Origin of the sequence: Marinobacterium lacunae, from assembly GCF_000705555.1 — a bacterium.
In the GTDB taxonomy this organism is placed as follows: domain Bacteria; phylum Pseudomonadota; class Gammaproteobacteria; order Pseudomonadales; family Balneatricaceae; genus Marinobacterium_D; species Marinobacterium_D lacunae.
In genome coordinates this window covers 1-16,587 of the sequence record NZ_JMQN01000024.1, presented here as the reverse complement: position 1 = coordinate 16,587, position 16,587 = coordinate 1, and the positions used below count along the sequence as shown (strand labels likewise).

Genomic DNA, 16,587 nt, shown 5'->3' with positions numbered 1-16,587 from the left:
TCTCCGGTGGTCGCGGCATGGGCAATGGCGAGAACTTCGCCCTACTGGAGAAGGTTGCCGACAAACTCGGGGCCGCCATCGGCGCGTCGCGCGCCGCGGTCGATGCCGGTTTCGTCAGCAACGATATGCAGGTGGGGCAGACCGGCAAGATTGTGGCTCCGGAACTGTATATCGCCGTGGGCATCTCCGGTGCGATCCAGCATCTGGCAGGCATGAAAGAGTCCAAGGTGATCGTGGCGATCAACAAGGACGAGGAAGCGCCGATCTTCAGCGTGGCCGATTACGGCTTGGTGGCCGACCTGTTTGAAGCCCTGCCGGAGCTGGATGCGAAGCTCTGATCAGCCCGGCATCCTGCGCAGCCAGGGACGGTAGCGCAGATCGCTTAACGGTCTTACCCCATTACAGACAGTTTTACTTCGGGCTGACGAGGCCCGCCGTCACAGATTTTGAGACTCTAAGAGGTAGTCATGCGCGAATCCATGGAGTTTGATGTTGTCATTGTTGGAGCCGGTCCATCTGGGCTCAGCGCTGCTTGCCGCCTGATGCAGCAAGCGCAGGCCGCCGAGCGGGAGCTGAGCGTCTGCGTGGTGGAGAAGGGCTCGGAAGTCGGCGCGCATATTCTCTCAGGCGCCGTGATCGAGTCCCGCGCGCTGGATGAGCTGTTTCCCGACTGGAAGACTATGGGCGCACCGCTCAATACCCCGGTCACCGCGGATGAGCTCTACCTGCTCAAGAGCGAGAGCGCGGCAAAGAAGCTGCCCAATGCGCTGCTCCCCAAAACCATGCACAACGTAGGTCACGGCCTGAACAACTATGTGGTCAGCCTGGGTAACCTCTGCCGCTGGCTGGCGGAGCAGGCCGAAACGCTCGGCGTTGAGGTGTTTCCCGGCTTTGCCGCCGCCGAGGTGCTGTACCACGACGACGGTTCGGTGAAAGGGATCGCCACCGGCGATATGGGCGTGACCGCCGCCGGTGAGCACGGCCCGAACTACACCGAGGGGATGGAGCTGCATGCCAAGTACACCCTCTTCGCCGAAGGCTGTCGCGGTCATCTGGGCAAGCAGCTGATCGAGCGGTTTGATCTGGATACACAAGCCGATGCCCAGCACTACGGTATCGGCATCAAGGAGCTCTGGGATATCGATCCGGCCAAACACAAGCCGGGCCTTGTCGTGCACGGCTCCGGCTGGCCGCTGACCGATGCCACTGGTGGATTCTTCCTCTATCACCTGGAGAATAACCAGGCGGTCGTGGGGCTGATCGTCGATCTCAACTACACCAACCCCTGGCTCAGCCCGTTTGATGAGTTCCAGCGCCTCAAACACCATCCGGTGCTTTCGGCGCATCTCGAGGGGGGTAAACGGGTCGCCTATGGCGCCCGCGCCATCACCAAGGGCGGGTTCAATGCCCTGCCGAAGATGACATTCCCAGGCGGTCTGCTGATCGGCTGCGATGCCGGCACGCTGAACTTTTCCAAGATCAAGGGCACGCACACGGCGATGAAGTCCGGTATGTTGGCGGCGGAGGCGGTGTTCGAGGCGATTACGGCCGAAGAGGCCAACACCGAACTCACTACCTTTGCCGACACGTTTGAAGCCAGCTGGGTCTATGACGAACTGTTCCGCTCACGTAACTTTGGCCCGGCGATGCACAAGTTCGGCCCCATCCTCGGCGGTGCGTTCAACTTCATCGACCAGAATATCTTCAACGGCAAACTGCCGATCACCCTGCACGACGACACACCGGACTACGCCCAGCTCAAGCCCGCCGATCAGTGCAGCAAGATTGAGTACCCGAAACCGGACGGCAAACTGAGCTTTGACAAGCTCTCCTCGGTGTTCCTCTCCAACACCAACCATGAAGAGGACCAGCCCTGCCATCTGACACTGAAAGATCCGAACATCCCTATCAGTCAGAACCTGCCGATGTTCGCAGAACCTGCGCAGCGTTACTGTCCAGCCGGGGTGTATGAAGTGGTGGAGGATGAGTCCGGTCCGCGGTTCCAGATCAACGCGCAGAACTGCGTGCACTGCAAAACCTGCGATATCAAGGACCCGGCCCAGAACATCACCTGGGTGGTGCCGGAAGGCAGCGGCGGTCCTAACTATCCGAACATGTGATTGAAATCTACGCAGATCCCCGCAGTCTCCTCCGAGAGCTGCGGGGATCTGCTGGCCAACAAATGGCGGGCCGCCATGCAGAGGCCCGGGTTGCCTGTGGAGGCAGTTGAAACAGAAGATGTGAATGGGCTGGGCGCGAAGTAGCGCTCTCTATTTTCGGTTCTTGGCTTCGATCCACTGTGCCATGTACTGCGTGCTCTTCATGCTGTGATGACGCAGCATGGCACCCGTGAAGTTGCTCAGTCGGTGGCTGTCCAGCTCGGTTTCGAGCTGTATCAGGCGTTGAATTAATGCTTCGGAGTGCGTGTTGAAGTTAAAGCACCGATTGTGCAGTTCAAAACCCAGCTGCTGACACTCGAGCCATTGGTTCGGCTCTGTATACAGTGCTACGGCGCGCTCTGCAAAGTGCTCAGCCGTATCCTCTACCGGCTGGGGCCAGCTATCGTGCTCGGCCATCCCTTCTGCACCCACCGATGTTGTAATCGATGGCGTGCCGCATGCCAGTGCGTCGACAAGCTTGCCTTTGAGGCCTGCGCCGAAGCGAAGGGGGGCAAGATTGATACGCGCCTTCTGCATCACCTGATTAACATCATTAGCCCAGCCTTTTATCAGGAAACCCTGCTTCGGGTTGTGTAGCTGTGTCGCCTTTGGTGGCGGGTAGGCTCCGTAAATGTGCAGTTCCGCTTCCGGTAGTCTGGCGCGAATGAGCGGCCAAATCGTTTGCCTTAACCAGAGCACGGCGTCCCAGTTTGGCGCGTGGCGGAAGTTACCGATCACGACAAAATGTTCACGCAGCTTGAAAGGGGGAAGATCCTGCTGTTGGCTTGCCGATATCGTCGGCTGCATGAATGGGCTGTAAAACAAAAGTGCAGGATCAATCTTGAAGACTCGTTCAAGTAGCTCGATCTCGGCCTTGGATATCATCAGTGTCAGGTCGCAACGCAGGATCGCTGCGATTTCACGCTTTGCATGTTCTGAAAACAGGAGCTCGGGCTTTACGTCCAGCTCAACGTGTTCGCTTGCTTTGCTGGCCTGATGGCGTGCATGGCGCAAGCAGGACAGATCCTCAGTGTCGAGCAGGCGGACCGCGTGGGGGCAGTGTCTTTCAACGCGCCATCCAAACTGCTCTTCCATCATGAATCGATCGAACATCACCAAATCGGGCTGCAGCGCAGAGATGTACTCATCGAAGCTGGAGCAGTTCAGGGCGATGTTGACTTCATCGATACCGAGGGCGGGTAGATTTGCGCGATGGATGCTCTTCTCGGCGGGGCTTGCAAAAGTCACTTGCCAGTTTTGACGACGAAAGGTTTCAAGCAGCGCAAGCATGCGGTAACCGGCAGCGCTTGAGGCGGGTTCTGGCCAGACATAGCCAATAACGAGAATCTTCATAGGAATAACACCACCCCGGAAACGCGTGCAAATGAGAATGCAATTCGGGAAGGATTTAGAAGTGGTCGGAGCAGAGGGATTCGAACCCCCGACCCTCTGGTCCCAAACCAGATGCGCTACCAGACTGCGCTATGCTCCGACACGTGATGATCAGGATGGCTCCTCGAGCTGGACTCGAACCAGCGACCAATAGATTAACAGTCTACGGAACACACCATGATACCTCCCTGCAACCCAATGACTTACAAGTCTTTATGGGAAATACATAAATCCTATTGTACATGTCGAGCATATGCCGATCCAAGAGAGGTCGGTGGCAGGTTCGACGGATACAGAGTGAAGCAGCGCCTTGGACTCCAATCTACCGAACACAGAACTGCTACAAAACCGATCAGTGGTTTGATGATGGATTTGGTGCGTTAAGTGAGTTTGTTTTGGCTGTAACGAGAGAGGCACAGAGGAGGGGGAAGGATCCAACTGGCTGGCAACTGCCGACTCGGCTCCAAGGTGGTGCGAGGTGGCGTTTTTTAGGTGGGTGGTAGGGGAGCCATCCCTGGCCCCTCATTGTCGCGATATGGAACAGGTTGGTGGACTCTCGCCCCCGTCGCTTCACACCCTCACGCTGGCTCCAGGTGCAGGGACACAGTGGCGGCGGCCTCCTGCAGAGCCTTGGTGGATAGGTGCGCGTAACGCTGTGTGACGACCGGGTTTGAGTGCCCGAGTATATGCTGTACCTCGTATAGTGTTCGTCCGTTGTTCACTAATAGAGAAGCATACTGGTGCCGAAGGTCGTGTAGTCGCAGTTTGGGTAGGCCTGCCTTCTTACGAATGCGATGCCATACCTTGTGAATCGTCGTCACCCTGTCACCCGTTGTTGAGCTAACGAACAAGTACTGATGATTGCCGTCAGTCCCTAACCTACCCAGAACCTCCATAGCACTAGGGTTGAGTGGCACCGAGCGTATGCGCTTGGACTTGCTGTTGCTTGCAGGAATGCGCCAAACCTTATTGGTCCTGTCGATCTGATCCCACGTTGCATTAAGAGCTTCGTTAAGACGTGCCCCTGTGCATAGCAGGTAGAGCGCAATCAAACACACAGTCCGGTTTTCGTCAGTGCGTAACACACTAATGAGGCGGGCTTGCTCCCCTTCAGTCATGAAGCGTTCGACTCGGTTATCGACCTTAAAGAGCTTGATTCGGTCGGCAGGGTTTCGATCCAGGTATCCCCAGTCGACAGCAAGGTTGAGCGCGTGACGTACTAGTTTTAAGTGATGGTCACAGGTGGCGGGGGCGAGTCCTTCATGGTGAAGGTCAGTATGGAAGCTCTGGATCTGTTGGCGGGTTAGTTGGTTTAAGGGCATGTGCCCGAACTTGGGTATCAGCCGGAGTTTCGACATGCTGAGATCAAAACGGAAGGAGCGTTTGTGTTGCTCAGCAAAGGGCAGGTATTTCTGGTTCATAAAATCCTCAAAGGTAATTGAGACACTGTTTGGCGTAGACACTCCCTTGGGGTCATGCCCCAGTGAGATCTGTACCTTCAGCTGTTTGGCTTCGCGTCTAGCATCGTGTAGGGAGATTTGTTCGGTCTGTCCGATGCGTTGGTGCGCAGTCTTTCCGGACGGATTCTTGTAACGGAGGTAGTAGGTACCTTTTCGTGGAGCGGTTCGTCGAACCTCAATATAGAGTCCTGGAACCAACTGGTCGCAGTACTCAATGCGGGGTTTGTCTTCAGGACATGTCAGGTGGCTAGTTACGAACGGTTGGGTGAGTTGTATTACAGGCATAAATAATCTCCTTAGTAGGTCTTTGGCGCAAAATGAAGGGCTGAAATTGGGGAGCATGAATTCTATTCATGAATTTGGTTTTGAGTGCGATGGGGCAGAATCTGTCTGTGGAGTCCAAAAAACGTTGGCAACTGGGTGGATTTACCTGTTTTAGGCGCTCAAAGCTTATATTTATTAAATTGCCTATTTAAGAGGCTCAAACAAGGTTAAATATTTTTTCAAACGTTAAAGCTATTTTGCTTGATATTAACAATCGTTTCTTCTGTAAAATATGATTTACCCTTCGGTTGAATATAAGTCGTTTTGTCTTATTGGATTTTATACGTAAGATTGAAACTGTAAGTAACGAATGAAATTAGTCATTCCAATATGATGTTGTCGGCTTTTGACTGGTTTTTATGTGTCTTAGACAGGAGGATATGATTATGAGGACGGTTAACTTTGTTAGGTTTGAAAGTGATGCGCACGTCGAATGACCATCAAAGTCGATGTGTCAAAGCTAAAGGTACCTGGGAATAAACACGCGGCATCAAAGAAAGATGTTGCCAAGGGTACAACCGTCACACCCGACGACGTGATGAGAGATACACCAATTCGCGGGTCGTCGAGTCCGTCGATCGCGCTAGAAAGCCCCAAGGTTGGGGGGCAGGTCGTAAGGGAGGTTAAAGGGGGGGCGGGACAATCTCGCGAGCCCTTACCATTGATAGCGGACCAGCAGGGCAGGGCTTGTTTTGTTGTTAATGAGGGGCTGCATTTAAGGGCTGTGCCAGTTGAGTCTAATCGTGGGCAAAGCATTGTCCGCGGTGAAATCTTAAAAAGAGGAGGAACCCCCAACAGGAGCACAATAAGGGAGTGGACCGATGAGATCTTAGCTATTGCTTCCGAGTCAGCTGATCATTGCGCAGTTTACAGCAGAGTTGCGCCCTGCGATGGGGGGATCGAAATATACCTGGGTGACGTTGCTCATAGCCGAGTTAGAGTGACATCTAGCCGCGTGGACGTGCTGGAGGACCAATCTGACATTTTGTTTAGTCCGTCACCTAATGAACTGGCCCTTCCGCTCCCTGCTGAAACCGGAAGCCTGCACGCGTTACGCCAGTTAATGAACGTGAATGACATGGACTTCTGGCTGATTATCGCATGGGTTACTTACACACTCGCTCATGCAAAGGTAGAGGGGAGTAAGTATGTCTTCCTAGTGTTGTCAGGCGACCAAGGTACGGGTAAGTCGTTCATATCAAGAATCCTGCAAAAGCTTATAGACCCCAGTAGGTTGGGCATCCAGGTCTTACCTTCGCGTGCACAAGATTTAGCGCTTGTGATGCAGAGTAGCCATGTTGTTGCCTTTGACAATATGAGAGGGTTCAAGGCGAACACGTCTGATTTACTGTGTATCGCATCCACGGGGGGCGTGATCAACGATCGTAAGCTCTACACAGATCAGGATATTGCTAGCAAAGCATTACACGGCGCCATCATCTTTAATGGCGTACACAAGTTTGTTTCGCAGTCAGATCTTGCGCAGAGATGTTTGACTATCGCTCTCACACCGATCATGAGAGGGAATATCAGGTCTGAGAGTGAGCTACTGGCGATTTTTGATAAGCACCATCCAGAAATCTTCAGGTACCTGCTCGGTATTATATCGAAGATCTTTGTGTATCTGCCAGACGTAAAGCCAATTAAGCCGGAGCGGATGATTGATTTCTGCAGTTGGTTGGCTGCGTTTGAAATAGCGGAGGCACTAACGGATGGAACCCTTCAAGCCGCATACAGTGAAAACCTGAGCTCGGCCCAATTAGAAACACTGATGGATAACTCGCTGGCATCAACGATTGTAACGTTCTGTGAAAATCAAGGTGGGTGTATGTGGACTGGGACGCCTACGCAGTTTTATCAGGAACTATGTGGCATTGTGAGTCAGCGTACACAGTTCAGTAGAGACTGGCCTCATAACCCAATCGCACTTGGAAAGAGATTGATCGGTTTGAAAGCGAGTTTATCGTCTCAAGGTATCAATATCGAAATGAGTCGGGGACGGCAAAGGAATATTACGATTTATATAGATGCCAGAATATATGGCGACAGTAAAAAATAGTATTGATAGTCCCGTAAATTGGCGTGTTTAATAGATAGACTTAAGTGATGGTTGGGTTAAAAAATGAACAAAGATGATATTGTTAATGACGATAGTCTTGCGATTATTCTGTTTGATGCGGCCGAAATTGGAATCCGCTATTGGAGGCCAGAGGATAAAATGACCGCGAAAGCCATTGTGGGTAGTAGGGTTTGGAGTGAGATAGCACGCTATAAGCGAGAGTCTAAGGCCGGTGAAATTTTTATTCAAGTGGCTAAAGAGCTCGGATTAGTTCATTCTGGGTATGATGTTCATAATGTGAAGACTTATATTTTGGCTGGCGTGAATATCGATTCGTGAAATAAATGAGGGTCTGTTTTTTGTTAAATTAGGATTTCAAAATTCAGGCCCTTATGATCTATTAATGATTTTATTTAATATTACATTAATTATTAAATAAATTATTTCATTAATGGATTTAATTACTGTCCCTGAAGTAGAGTAAATCTAGGGCTTTCTGAAGTGTTTATAGGTGACATGCGCACCTGACGACTCGACGCAAGCCCATGCCTCCCATGGAGCGGAGAGGCTGGACTTGTGCCTAGTTATGCTGATCAATGCTGTTAGATATTTGAAGTGGGGAACGGATTGATGCGCTGGTGATTGGGGCTCTACTGTATGCTCCCCAATAGTTGTATCGCTTTTTCCTCAAGGATGGATCGCAGATGGCCCTCCAGTACACCATCCGGAAACGCATCAAAGTTGCTGTCCAGTATCTGTATTGCTGTCATTTCATACAGATCATATAGATCTGTGGGTGTTTCTATTACGATGGAAGCATTCATCACAGCTTCTTCAAGGCGTGCAGATGCCTCCGCAAGTGAGCGGATAGTCATAGGTATCTCCTGTTAAGTCGTCAGGTGGTTATTTCTTTTTGGCTTTTTTCTCTAGGTGGATCTTTGCAATAACACCAAGAGCGATAAGCGAGAGAGGGATGAGCAGTTTTGGGTGGTAAGGGGATAACGCAGCGAGGCACAGTGCAAAGACCAGTAGTGACGCTCTGGTCAAGCCTAGGAACAGACAAAGCATGACGGTGGCGACGATGGTTGCGACCAACATTTGGGGCTCCGTATTAGGAAAATAATTGGATTAGGGTCGGTTTTTGGCCGGTGATCGGCAGTAGAAGAAAGCAGAATTCTAAGAAAACCTTTAAATTCAATTTGTTGATGGTGGGTTGTGGAGGGTGAGCAACAGACTACCTCTCTCCCGATCAGGCAAGAGACCCTATTACTTTGTTACGACTTCTTTGTGCGGGTAGGTTTCTTGGCGGGTGCGTCGGGTTTGACGACTTCGTCGGGTGTTGATGCAGGGACGCGAGCATAGTTTGATCGCTGAGATCGACTCCTTTGGCCACCAATGCATTGATAGCATCTAGGAAAGGTTCTTCAGTACACAGTTGATACTGGGTCTTCTTCCCAGGAACACGAGTGACGAGTCCTTCAGCAACAAGTACGGCCAGCAGGAAGCCAGAGGTGTTCAATGACTTGCCTTTGAATAGCTGTCTTAGTGGGATTGAAGAGATCCTTTGCCCTAGCAACGCTTGCTTTACGGACTTGTATGCAATCCACTCTTTGTTGAAGTAGCCTCCGCCAGAATTGTTTGCTATAAGGAACGATATCTCGTCCTCTTCATCCCTTCCGATGTAATAGGACAGCTCTGAAGTACCCGTCAGGGTGGGGCAGGAAGCTATTTTTAGGACCCTGGGAGAGGGGAGGGCTTGTCCATCATTTAGATTTAATTTGCTCATTTTATTACTCCTGTTATTTTAATAAGATGTTCGGTTTTTCGCTTTTAAATTTTTATGGGTTCAACTATGAAATCAAAGATATTTTTTTTATTGTCGGCCTTGGTACTATTCGGATGTAGTGAAAAAGAAGAAATAACGTTTAAAGATATACCTTTTGATGAAAATGGGTACTTGGAAAGGATTTTAGGGGAGTGTTTACAAAGCCCCTCATCCAAAACGCCGTGTGAAAAAACAAGTGGAGAGGATCGCTACCTGGGATGGATGAGTTATGGAAACCTAGGCTCTAATTTGGGATGGATTGATGTATCGCAAGGTGGTGCACTTTTAAGGGTCGAAATTTTTGGTAAGACAGGTGAGTTGATTGAACTTTCCTCTATTTTAAAAGAGAAGTATGGAGATCCTGAGGTTGATACTGAAGTTGTTAGAAATGGGCTAGGTCAGGAATTCAATAAAAAAATATTCAATTGGGATGACAATAAAGGTGGTAAAATAATTATAGAATCTATTTACGATAAAATAGATAGTGGAAGAGTTGTTTTGATGTCTCCTACTTTTTCAAAGGCTTCTAAACTAAATTCTCAAAACAATATAGAAAGGCAAAAAAATAATATATAGTTTATGAAAATAAATTATCTGGTCTGATTTCTTTATTGTTGTTTGCACTTGTTGAAAGAAGTCCATACTTCACGCTCTGTGTGTTGCAACGATCAGTTGAATCCACAACCCAAAGCTGTCGTTGGTGTTTCTGTTCTGAGATGTGTAAGTCGAAATCGGTGCGATTCGGTTGGCTCGTCGCAAAGTGTTCTTGTACTAGTAAATTGATAGCTCTTGTATCAGAATAAAAAAGAATAATTCGTGTACTTTACCGTGAGTGCTATTATTTTTCGTGAAAAATTTAATCGTATCCAAAGCAAACTAAATACCATCAATAGTTAAATTGATTTTTGTTTTAATATGCTAAACATTTTTTATTATTGGAATGGCTTTGTAATATTATTATTCGTATTTTTAGTGAGAGGTAGGATTAAATGGATTTAAAGATAAAACTTAAAAGTAAGCCTGATCGACTTTCTACAAGCACTCTATCAGCCTTAATATCGAACTTTACTAAAGCTATTGAAAACAGTGTTTTTGAAAGCATGTGTTCAATGAATAGGGGGGCTAGCAGGAGCCAAATTCAGAAAAGTATTTACGGAAATATTCATTTAGATATCGAGCGAGTAGAAAAAGGCTCGTTTATTCTATTTATTACTGAAGCTATTGCAGGAACGGTAGCATCATGCTTTTACGATGCTGTTAAAAGAAGAGTAACCAGGCGTCTTTCAACAGAAGAAGTGACCGAAGTTGTAAATAATTATCTACCCACGATTGCTAAAAACTTAGAAAGAGATTTAAAGTCAAAAAGCAGATTTGGATCACTTTATGTGGATAATATAAAGATTTCACTGAGCAACGAAAATAAATTTCCTGAAATGACAATAGATGTCGATTTGGGGTTGCCTGAAAAAGAGCATATGCCAATAGACTCAGAGTCTCAGATAGAGTACGTAATACGCGTACAAGAGATAAAAAGAAATCGGAAGCAAAAGTAAATGATAGAAAAATTGATTGCACCAATAGTGGTCGGAATTGTAGTCGGTTTTGTATTGTTATTTGGGGATGATGTAAAACAACTTTTTTTACCTGATTATGAAGTAACATATCAGACTTTCGATTCTAACAAAGTACTGGGGTCTGAGGATGTTGGGAGAAAAGAAATTCAAATATTAGGGAAAAATGTGTCTGATGTTTATTTGACACAAGTTAAAATTATAAATACAGGTAAAAATGCGATAGAAGATTTTGAAATATTATTCGACATTAGTGCTATTGAAAAACCTGATTTATATAGGGTGTTCTATATAACCCAACCACCTAAAATGTTTGGTGATGTTGTTTTTTCTGACTTTGGGAAAGGTCTTTCAAAAAAAATAGATTTAATAAAATTTATTGAAGGAAATTCATTGGTTGTTTCTTTTATTTCATCGGTACAATTGGATCTTGATGTAGTAGCAAATAATGCAGGAGTAAGGATAAAGAAATTTACAGAAACACCTAGTGTTAATGAACATGCATATGTGGCAATAATTTCAGCCTTATCAGTGATTGTTGGACGTTTATTAATAGATATTTTGTTTTTATTGTTTTCGATTTTTCGAAATAGATCATCTAAATAAATTTAACAAGCGCGTTGATTAGGAAGTTTTTAACTTGATCTATTAAGTGTGTGTTGATGGCTTGCCGGTGCCAAGGTGCTTAATTTTTGGCTGTGCAAAATTCTTCCGCTACTTCGGTTTGTTTAACATATCGTTGCATCAGGATTATACGCCAACAATGACCGTTTTGCTCCGGTCTGTGAAAACTAGGCCATGGTAAGTTCGAGGGAAATATATAGGTTCTAGAGCCCCTAAACTGTCATATTCGTTACACTAGAGGCGGTGGCCATGAATGTTACTCTGCCTCTATATTTGCTGAATGAGTGCGCTAATTACGCTACACTTTATTAACTCTATTTATCTAGACATTACACTTATAAATTAGAGCCTAAGTATGACTGATATCATTTATCGTTACGTGAATTTGACTGAGCTATTCTCTATTCTTCATGATTCACAGCTTAAATTTACGCAGTTGATGCTCATGGAAGACCTAAATGAAGGGCTTGGTAATGTATTGAGTGCACAAGAGTCATTTTCCTATTCATGGGACCTCCAAAGACGCAAAAAAATTGAAGAGCATCATAAGAGACTCAAAGCAATAACTTACATTTCATGCTGGACACAAGAACCTGATCTAATGGCGATGTGGTTGTTGTATTCTAAAAATAAAGATGCAATAAGAATAAAGACAACGAAAGATAAGTTAAAAGAAGCTACTTGTAAATTCGGTAGAGATCATCACTATTTAAATCAGTTGGATGCGTCTAAAGGGTCAATTACGCTATTGAGCGATCCCAGTGTCGGAAGTGTTAAATATGTTTCTTTTGAGGAAATTAGTCAAAGAATAAAAGATAAGTATGACCGTTATGTAAGAGAGTGTGTTAAGTCTATAGACGACAACATATCCGAGGAAGAAAAAAAGATCCTTCAGAAGAACATAAGGGATATAGAGGACGATAGAATAATAGATTTAAATGAATCAAGCTTTCTTAAAGATAAATGTTTTTTGCATGAAAAAGAATTAAGAGCGTCCTTCAGAGTTTACTTCAGAAATGAATACTCTAAAGAAGATTGGGCAAAAAGGCATCTAGACGACATTAATCATTTGCTCGGTGGTTCTTTAATTTATGAGCCTGAAATAGTAGATCTCCCAAAAGTAATAAAAGTTTCTATAAATTCAGACTTTATAGATGCTATATGTTTTGACCCAAGAATGCCGGAGTATATGCGGTATGATATGTTAAAAATAATTGAACTAATTAATCCTAATATAGTAATTGAAGAAAGTGAGGCTTTTGGCTATAAACTACAAAAACATGATTTTTCGCTTATAGAATAACTATAAAACCTATTACAAGTTTGGGGTCTGAGTAACATTTATGATGTCCGCTTATGCCGACAGCAGTCACCTAGGCGGCTACCAAATTAGTTTTTCGCGCTCGCCCAGCTCTACGCCGATGAAGCGGGCAACGGTGTGCAGGTCGACTACGCCATACCGGTTGAGGGCACCGGCGTCTGGTACGATGTCATGGCCATTCCCAAGGACGCACCGAACCCAGACCTTGCCTATGCGTTTATCGACTATATTTTGCGACCGGACGTTATAGCGGGAATCACCAACCACACCTGGTATGCCAACCCCAACCGGGAGGCGCGGCCCTATATCGACGAGGCTATACGCGCGAATCCCAACATCTATCCAGCCGCCGAAGTGCGGGAAAAACTGTTCGTCGACCTGCCGCTGGATAACAAAAACAACCGCCTGCGTAATCGTTTGTGGACGGCGATGAAGAGCGGCCAGTAAGCATGATGCGTTGAATGCTAGGGGGTGAGAAAGATCCCCTTAGCGATCAAGTCTGAGGCAAGGCAAACCAGATAACAGGGATGTTACTGCTGAATCAACCAACCCGGATGAGGATACGTAAATCAAAGGGGTGGTTCAGGAAGGATTTAGAAGTGGTCGGAGCAGAGGGATTCGAACCCCCGACCCTCTGGTCCCAAACCAGATGCGCTACCAGACTGCGCTATGCTCCGACACGTGATGATCAGGATGGCTCCTCGAGCTGGACTCGAACCAGCGACCAATAGATTAACAGTCTACTGCTCTACCAACTGAGCTATCGAGGAATAAATCCTGTTTCGGTTAAGAGGCTGGCTCCTCGAGCTGGACTCGAACCAGCGACCAATAGATTAACAGTCTACTGCTCTACCAACTGAGCTATCGAGGAACAACTCAACCGAGGCGCGTATATTAATGAGCGCGATCAGGTGCGTCAAGCTCCTCGCCCAAAACTTTTTCCTGACTTGGTCAGCACGTAATCTCCTGATCAAATAATGACTTACGTTTGATTATTAAGTAACCAGGGCGACGGAAAAAAGCAGTCTGATCCGTTCGTTTTGGCCGCGACAGGCGGACTTACGGCTTTCCGTGTGGATGTATGTTCTTCAATTGTTTCATCTCCATTAGATCCCGGCATCATCCCGGCTGTGTGGGATTTCAGCGCTGTATTACCTGCGTCTGTCGGTTGGAACGATGGGCGAAGCGTCTTTTGTTTTTGGCGATAAATGGTAATAAGTGGTTAAAACGCAGAAAATCTTTTGTCTTAAGTGGTTAAGCATGGGTTAAACGGCTGTTTTTGTGTCCCTAGGTACAATGTCCTCCCTTTTTTGATCTGTTTAACTGTCCATCAGGTCAGTAGTCTCGTCGCATTTTCGGCGTGTTGGTTGGTCAGCCTCTAACGCTGTGATGCGAATCGCGTCGTCGATCGGATCGAAAGACTCTTTCAAGGAGGACAGTCATGTCTTACTCAATCGGTAATATCTCTTTTCTGAATGGTAGTGCGGTTGCCGTCACGCCTGATGGCTCAGAGCGGGCGCTTGCACTTGGCGATGCGGTTATGTCGGATGACGTGGTGCGCACCTCCGACGGCGCGCGTTTGGAGATTGCGCTCTCCAACGGTGAGGCGATAGTTGTGAACGGCAGTGACACCTGGTCTGCCGCAAGCGCCGGTATGCCGCAATCGGAAGCTGATGGTGACGCCGTGAATGACATCGTCGGGACGGTCGATAGTGTTGTGGGTCAGGTTGTTGCAGTCGCTGCCGATGGCTCTGAACGTGTGTTGATGGCCGGTGATGCTATCTATGCCGATGAGGTGATTCGTACTGGCCCGGATGCACAGATAGAGATTTCCATGAGCAGTGGTGGTCCGGTCGTGCTTGAGGGCGGGCAGAGCTGGTTGGCTACCTCCGATACCTATACACCGGCCGATCAGTTTGACACCAGCGAAGCGGTGGCAGACACCGAGTCTTTCGGTGACGTAGATGCAATTCAAGCGGCAATCCTGGCGGGCCAGGACCCGACGGCGATTGGAGAGGCTACTGCAGCAGGCACGGCTGCGTCTGGCGCCGGTGGTGAAGGCAACGATGGCGGCGCTGACTTCGTCGCACTGACACGCACAGGCGGCGAGGTTGATCCGACGGCGGGCTATAACACAATAGGTATCAGTTCTTCCGTGACCCCGCCTCAGAGTGAAGAGCTTGCGCTGGTTTCTGAAGAAACAGTGCCGACTCTTTCTATCAACGACGTTTCGGTTGTTGAGCCGGACAATAACGCCTCATTTGCGACCAATGTAGGCGATGCCACAGTCATTACGACCACTATTTCATCGTCTGAAGGAGATGTCTTCAGCTTTGACTGGAACTTCTTTGCAGCCGAAGGAGAATATGGACAGTTATATAACGATTTTGCTTTCGTGGTAATCGATGGCGAGATCTATACGCTGGCCAGCTATTCAAATAGCACCTTCAGTGGTGGGCAGACAGGCACTCAGACATTTTCGATCGAACTGGGTGCCGGGGATCATCAGATTGCAATCGGCGTAGCCGATGTAGGGGATTCAGAGGTAGCCTCGCCTCTTACCGTGGATAATGTCTCGCTCAACGGCGTATCGCTGTCGGGCTTGAATTTTGAATCCGGCCTTGGGGACTGGAGTGCCACAGGTTCAGCGTCTGTTGTCGGTGATTATGATGGAAGCGAAGCAACAGAGGGTGACTATCAGGTCGTTCTGACTGCCGATCATAACTCGGTTGCAGAGGTGGAAAGTGCAGCAGGGCTCGATGAAGGGGCATTGGGTGAGCAGGCGGAAGGGAACGCCTCCTCAAGTGTCGTCGTCACGTTTACGGTAACCCTCAGTGAACCTGCCGAGTTCGATGTTAGTGTCGATTTCGTAACGGCAGATGGCACCGCGATTTCAGGCGGTAGCGGCGTTGCTGAAAACGATTATGGATCTACATCGGGCACGCTGATCATTCCTGCAGGTTCAACCAGCGGTACGATCCAGGTAACAGTGAACGGAGACAACTATCAGGAAGGGGATGAACAGTTCCTGATTGAACTTAGCAACCCGGTGAATGCGGATATCGCGGACGGGACCGGTGTCGGCACCATAATCGATAACGACAACCCCGTCTTTACGTTGACGGCCGCGGATGAAGAAGGTAGTCAAAATGGTCCCTTCGACCCGACCGCCAACAGCGTCGACGAAGGTGATACTGCTTACTATGTCATCACCCTGAGCGGTGCTGATATTCCCGCAGGCCAGACGGTCGTACTTGATCTGTCATCCAGCGATGGAACCGCTCTTTACCTGGCCGACTACGGCGATATGGGCGATTTCTACAGTGCCAACTCCATTAGCTACGATCCCGATACCAAGCAGTTGACGCTTGAGGGACCGCTGTCCAAAGGTGATGCTGTTGCCTATTTCGGTATCGAAACGGTGGACGATGTATACGACGAACCTGTTGAGGATTACACCGTTTCTCTTACCGACTCGACTGTCGGCACCGCTGAAGGCACTGTAACGACAACGATTCATGACGACAATGACGGTACTACGTTAACGCTGGGTGATATCAGTGTTGATGAAGGCAGTGGTAATGCCACATTGACAGCGACATTGTCGGATCCGGCAGGCAAGGAATTTACGGTTACCCTGAGTAACGGTGCCACTATTACCTTTGCCGAAGGGGAGACGACCGGAACGTCCACTGAGTTTCCAATTCAGGGAGACGACGTCTATATCGACGGAGAAAGCTACGACATAACCGTAGCCGATGCTGGCGATAACGGTTTTGAGGCACTTGATACCAGCAGTGCCGCTACTGTTACTGTGAGTGATACCCAAGACACCGTGACCGTCAAGCTCAG

14 protein-coding genes, 4 tRNA genes and 1 pseudogene are annotated in these 16,587 nt (G+C 48.1%); 10 read left to right on the top strand and 9 right to left on the bottom strand.

Going from position 1 to position 16,587, the window contains the following annotated elements:
• Window positions 1–338, top strand: a 338-nt coding sequence (locus ADIMK_RS09680; RefSeq protein WP_036186972.1) for an FAD-binding protein, incomplete at its 5' end; no start/stop codon positions are given.
• A gap of 129 nt (window positions 339–467) precedes the next feature.
• Complete coding sequence (locus ADIMK_RS09675) at window positions 468–2,120, top strand: electron transfer flavoprotein-ubiquinone oxidoreductase (RefSeq protein WP_036186967.1); 1,653 nt, start codon at window positions 468–470, stop codon at window positions 2,118–2,120.
• Between the two features lie 150 nt (window positions 2,121–2,270).
• Here the strand turns inward: ADIMK_RS09675 and ADIMK_RS09670 are convergent, their stop codons facing one another.
• From ADIMK_RS09670 to ADIMK_RS09655, 3 genes are all read right to left on the bottom strand, one after another.
• Complete coding sequence (locus ADIMK_RS09670) at window positions 2,271–3,512, bottom strand: glycosyltransferase (RefSeq protein ID WP_036186966.1); 1,242 nt, start codon at window positions 3,510–3,512, stop codon at window positions 2,271–2,273.
• A 62-nt stretch (window positions 3,513–3,574) separates the two neighbouring features.
• A tRNA-Pro gene (locus ADIMK_RS09665) sits at window positions 3,575–3,651 on the bottom strand.
• Window positions 3,652–4,129: 478 nt separating this feature from the next.
• The gene (locus ADIMK_RS09655; protein ID WP_036186963.1) at window positions 4,130–5,296 is read right to left on the bottom strand and encodes a site-specific integrase; all 1,167 of its coding nucleotides are present in this window, start codon (window positions 5,294–5,296) and stop codon (window positions 4,130–4,132) included.
• A 472-nt stretch (window positions 5,297–5,768) separates the two neighbouring features.
• Here ADIMK_RS09655 and ADIMK_RS09650 point away from each other — a divergent pair, with 472 nt between their 5' ends.
• Window positions 5,769–7,394 (top strand): AICE element replication initiation protein, encoded by a 1,626-nt coding sequence (locus ADIMK_RS09650; RefSeq protein WP_036186960.1) that lies wholly within the window; start codon window positions 5,769–5,771, stop codon window positions 7,392–7,394.
• 63 nt (window positions 7,395–7,457) lie between these two features.
• Entirely contained in the window at window positions 7,458–7,733 is a 276-nt protein-coding gene (locus ADIMK_RS09645) for a hypothetical protein (protein ID WP_036186958.1), read from the top strand.
• A 311-nt stretch (window positions 7,734–8,044) separates the two neighbouring features.
• On the opposite strand, the gene ADIMK_RS09640 is transcribed toward ADIMK_RS09645, so the two are convergent.
• The 3 genes from ADIMK_RS09640 to ADIMK_RS09630 all read right to left on the bottom strand — a co-directional run bounded on the left by ADIMK_RS09640 (window position 8,045) and on the right by ADIMK_RS09630 (window position 9,180).
• Window positions 8,045–8,269, bottom strand: a complete 225-nt coding sequence (locus ADIMK_RS09640) for a hypothetical protein (protein WP_036186955.1) — start codon at window positions 8,267–8,269, stop codon at window positions 8,045–8,047.
• A 28-nt stretch (window positions 8,270–8,297) separates the two neighbouring features.
• Window positions 8,298–8,492 (bottom strand): hypothetical protein, encoded by a 195-nt coding sequence (locus ADIMK_RS09635; protein ID WP_036186953.1) that lies wholly within the window; start codon window positions 8,490–8,492, stop codon window positions 8,298–8,300.
• Between the two features lie 151 nt (window positions 8,493–8,643).
• The gene (locus ADIMK_RS09630) at window positions 8,644–9,180 is read right to left on the bottom strand and encodes a hypothetical protein (RefSeq protein WP_051692819.1); all 537 of its coding nucleotides are present in this window, start codon (window positions 9,178–9,180) and stop codon (window positions 8,644–8,646) included.
• Between the two features lie 66 nt (window positions 9,181–9,246).
• Here ADIMK_RS09630 and ADIMK_RS09625 point away from each other — a divergent pair, with 66 nt between their 5' ends.
• The 5 genes and pseudogenes from ADIMK_RS09625 to ADIMK_RS09605 all read left to right on the top strand — a co-directional run.
• Complete coding sequence (locus ADIMK_RS09625; RefSeq protein WP_036186950.1) at window positions 9,247–9,795, top strand: PilZ domain-containing protein; 549 nt, start codon at window positions 9,247–9,249, stop codon at window positions 9,793–9,795.
• A 413-nt stretch (window positions 9,796–10,208) separates the two neighbouring features.
• Window positions 10,209–10,772, top strand: a complete 564-nt coding sequence (locus ADIMK_RS09620; RefSeq protein WP_156042870.1) for a hypothetical protein — start codon at window positions 10,209–10,211, stop codon at window positions 10,770–10,772.
• The gene (locus ADIMK_RS09615) at window positions 10,773–11,396 is read left to right on the top strand and encodes a hypothetical protein (RefSeq protein WP_036186945.1); all 624 of its coding nucleotides are present in this window, start codon (window positions 10,773–10,775) and stop codon (window positions 11,394–11,396) included.
• Between the two features lie 373 nt (window positions 11,397–11,769).
• Window positions 11,770–12,717: a hypothetical protein gene (locus tag ADIMK_RS09610; protein ID WP_036186943.1), complete on the top strand. Its 948-nt coding sequence runs from the start codon at window positions 11,770–11,772 to the stop codon at window positions 12,715–12,717.
• Window positions 12,718–12,843: 126 nt separating this feature from the next.
• Window positions 12,844–13,182, top strand: a pseudogene (locus ADIMK_RS09605) (spermidine/putrescine ABC transporter substrate-binding protein PotF); the annotation flags it as partial.
• 153 nt (window positions 13,183–13,335) lie between these two features.
• On the opposite strand, the gene ADIMK_RS09600 reads toward ADIMK_RS09605, so the two are convergent.
• From ADIMK_RS09600 to ADIMK_RS09590, 3 genes are all read right to left on the bottom strand, one after another.
• Window positions 13,336–13,412, bottom strand: a tRNA-Pro gene (locus ADIMK_RS09600).
• Window positions 13,413–13,429: 17 nt separating this feature from the next.
• A tRNA-Asn gene (locus ADIMK_RS09595) sits at window positions 13,430–13,505 on the bottom strand.
• A 25-nt stretch (window positions 13,506–13,530) separates the two neighbouring features.
• Window positions 13,531–13,606, bottom strand: a tRNA-Asn gene (locus tag ADIMK_RS09590).
• A 570-nt stretch (window positions 13,607–14,176) separates the two neighbouring features.
• Between ADIMK_RS09590 and ADIMK_RS09585 the strand changes: the two genes are divergently transcribed.
• Window positions 14,177–16,587, top strand: a 2,411-nt coding sequence (locus ADIMK_RS09585; protein WP_036186938.1) for a retention module-containing protein, incomplete at its 3' end; no start/stop codon positions are given.

Coding starts and splice junctions, on each gene's coding strand:
- ADIMK_RS09675 (WP_036186967.1), top strand. CDS start 468: ATGCGCGAATCCATGGAGTTTGATGTTGTCATTGTTGGAGCCGGTCCA.
- ADIMK_RS09670 (WP_036186966.1), bottom strand. CDS start 3,512: ATGAAGATTCTCGTTATTGGCTATGTCTGGCCAGAACCCGCCTCAAGC.
- ADIMK_RS09655 (WP_036186963.1), bottom strand. CDS start 5,296: ATGCCTGTAATACAACTCACCCAACCGTTCGTAACTAGCCACCTGACA.
- ADIMK_RS09650 (WP_036186960.1), top strand. CDS start 5,769: ATGACCATCAAAGTCGATGTGTCAAAGCTAAAGGTACCTGGGAATAAA.
- ADIMK_RS09645 (WP_036186958.1), top strand. CDS start 7,458: ATGAACAAAGATGATATTGTTAATGACGATAGTCTTGCGATTATTCTG.
- ADIMK_RS09640 (WP_036186955.1), bottom strand. CDS start 8,269: ATGACTATCCGCTCACTTGCGGAGGCATCTGCACGCCTTGAAGAAGCT.
- ADIMK_RS09635 (WP_036186953.1), bottom strand. CDS start 8,492: ATGTTGGTCGCAACCATCGTCGCCACCGTCATGCTTTGTCTGTTCCTA.
- ADIMK_RS09630 (WP_051692819.1), bottom strand. CDS start 9,180: ATGAGCAAATTAAATCTAAATGATGGACAAGCCCTCCCCTCTCCCAGG.
- ADIMK_RS09625 (WP_036186950.1), top strand. CDS start 9,247: ATGAAATCAAAGATATTTTTTTTATTGTCGGCCTTGGTACTATTCGGA.
- ADIMK_RS09620 (WP_156042870.1), top strand. CDS start 10,209: ATGGATTTAAAGATAAAACTTAAAAGTAAGCCTGATCGACTTTCTACA.
- ADIMK_RS09615 (WP_036186945.1), top strand. CDS start 10,773: ATGATAGAAAAATTGATTGCACCAATAGTGGTCGGAATTGTAGTCGGT.
- ADIMK_RS09610 (WP_036186943.1), top strand. CDS start 11,770: ATGACTGATATCATTTATCGTTACGTGAATTTGACTGAGCTATTCTCT.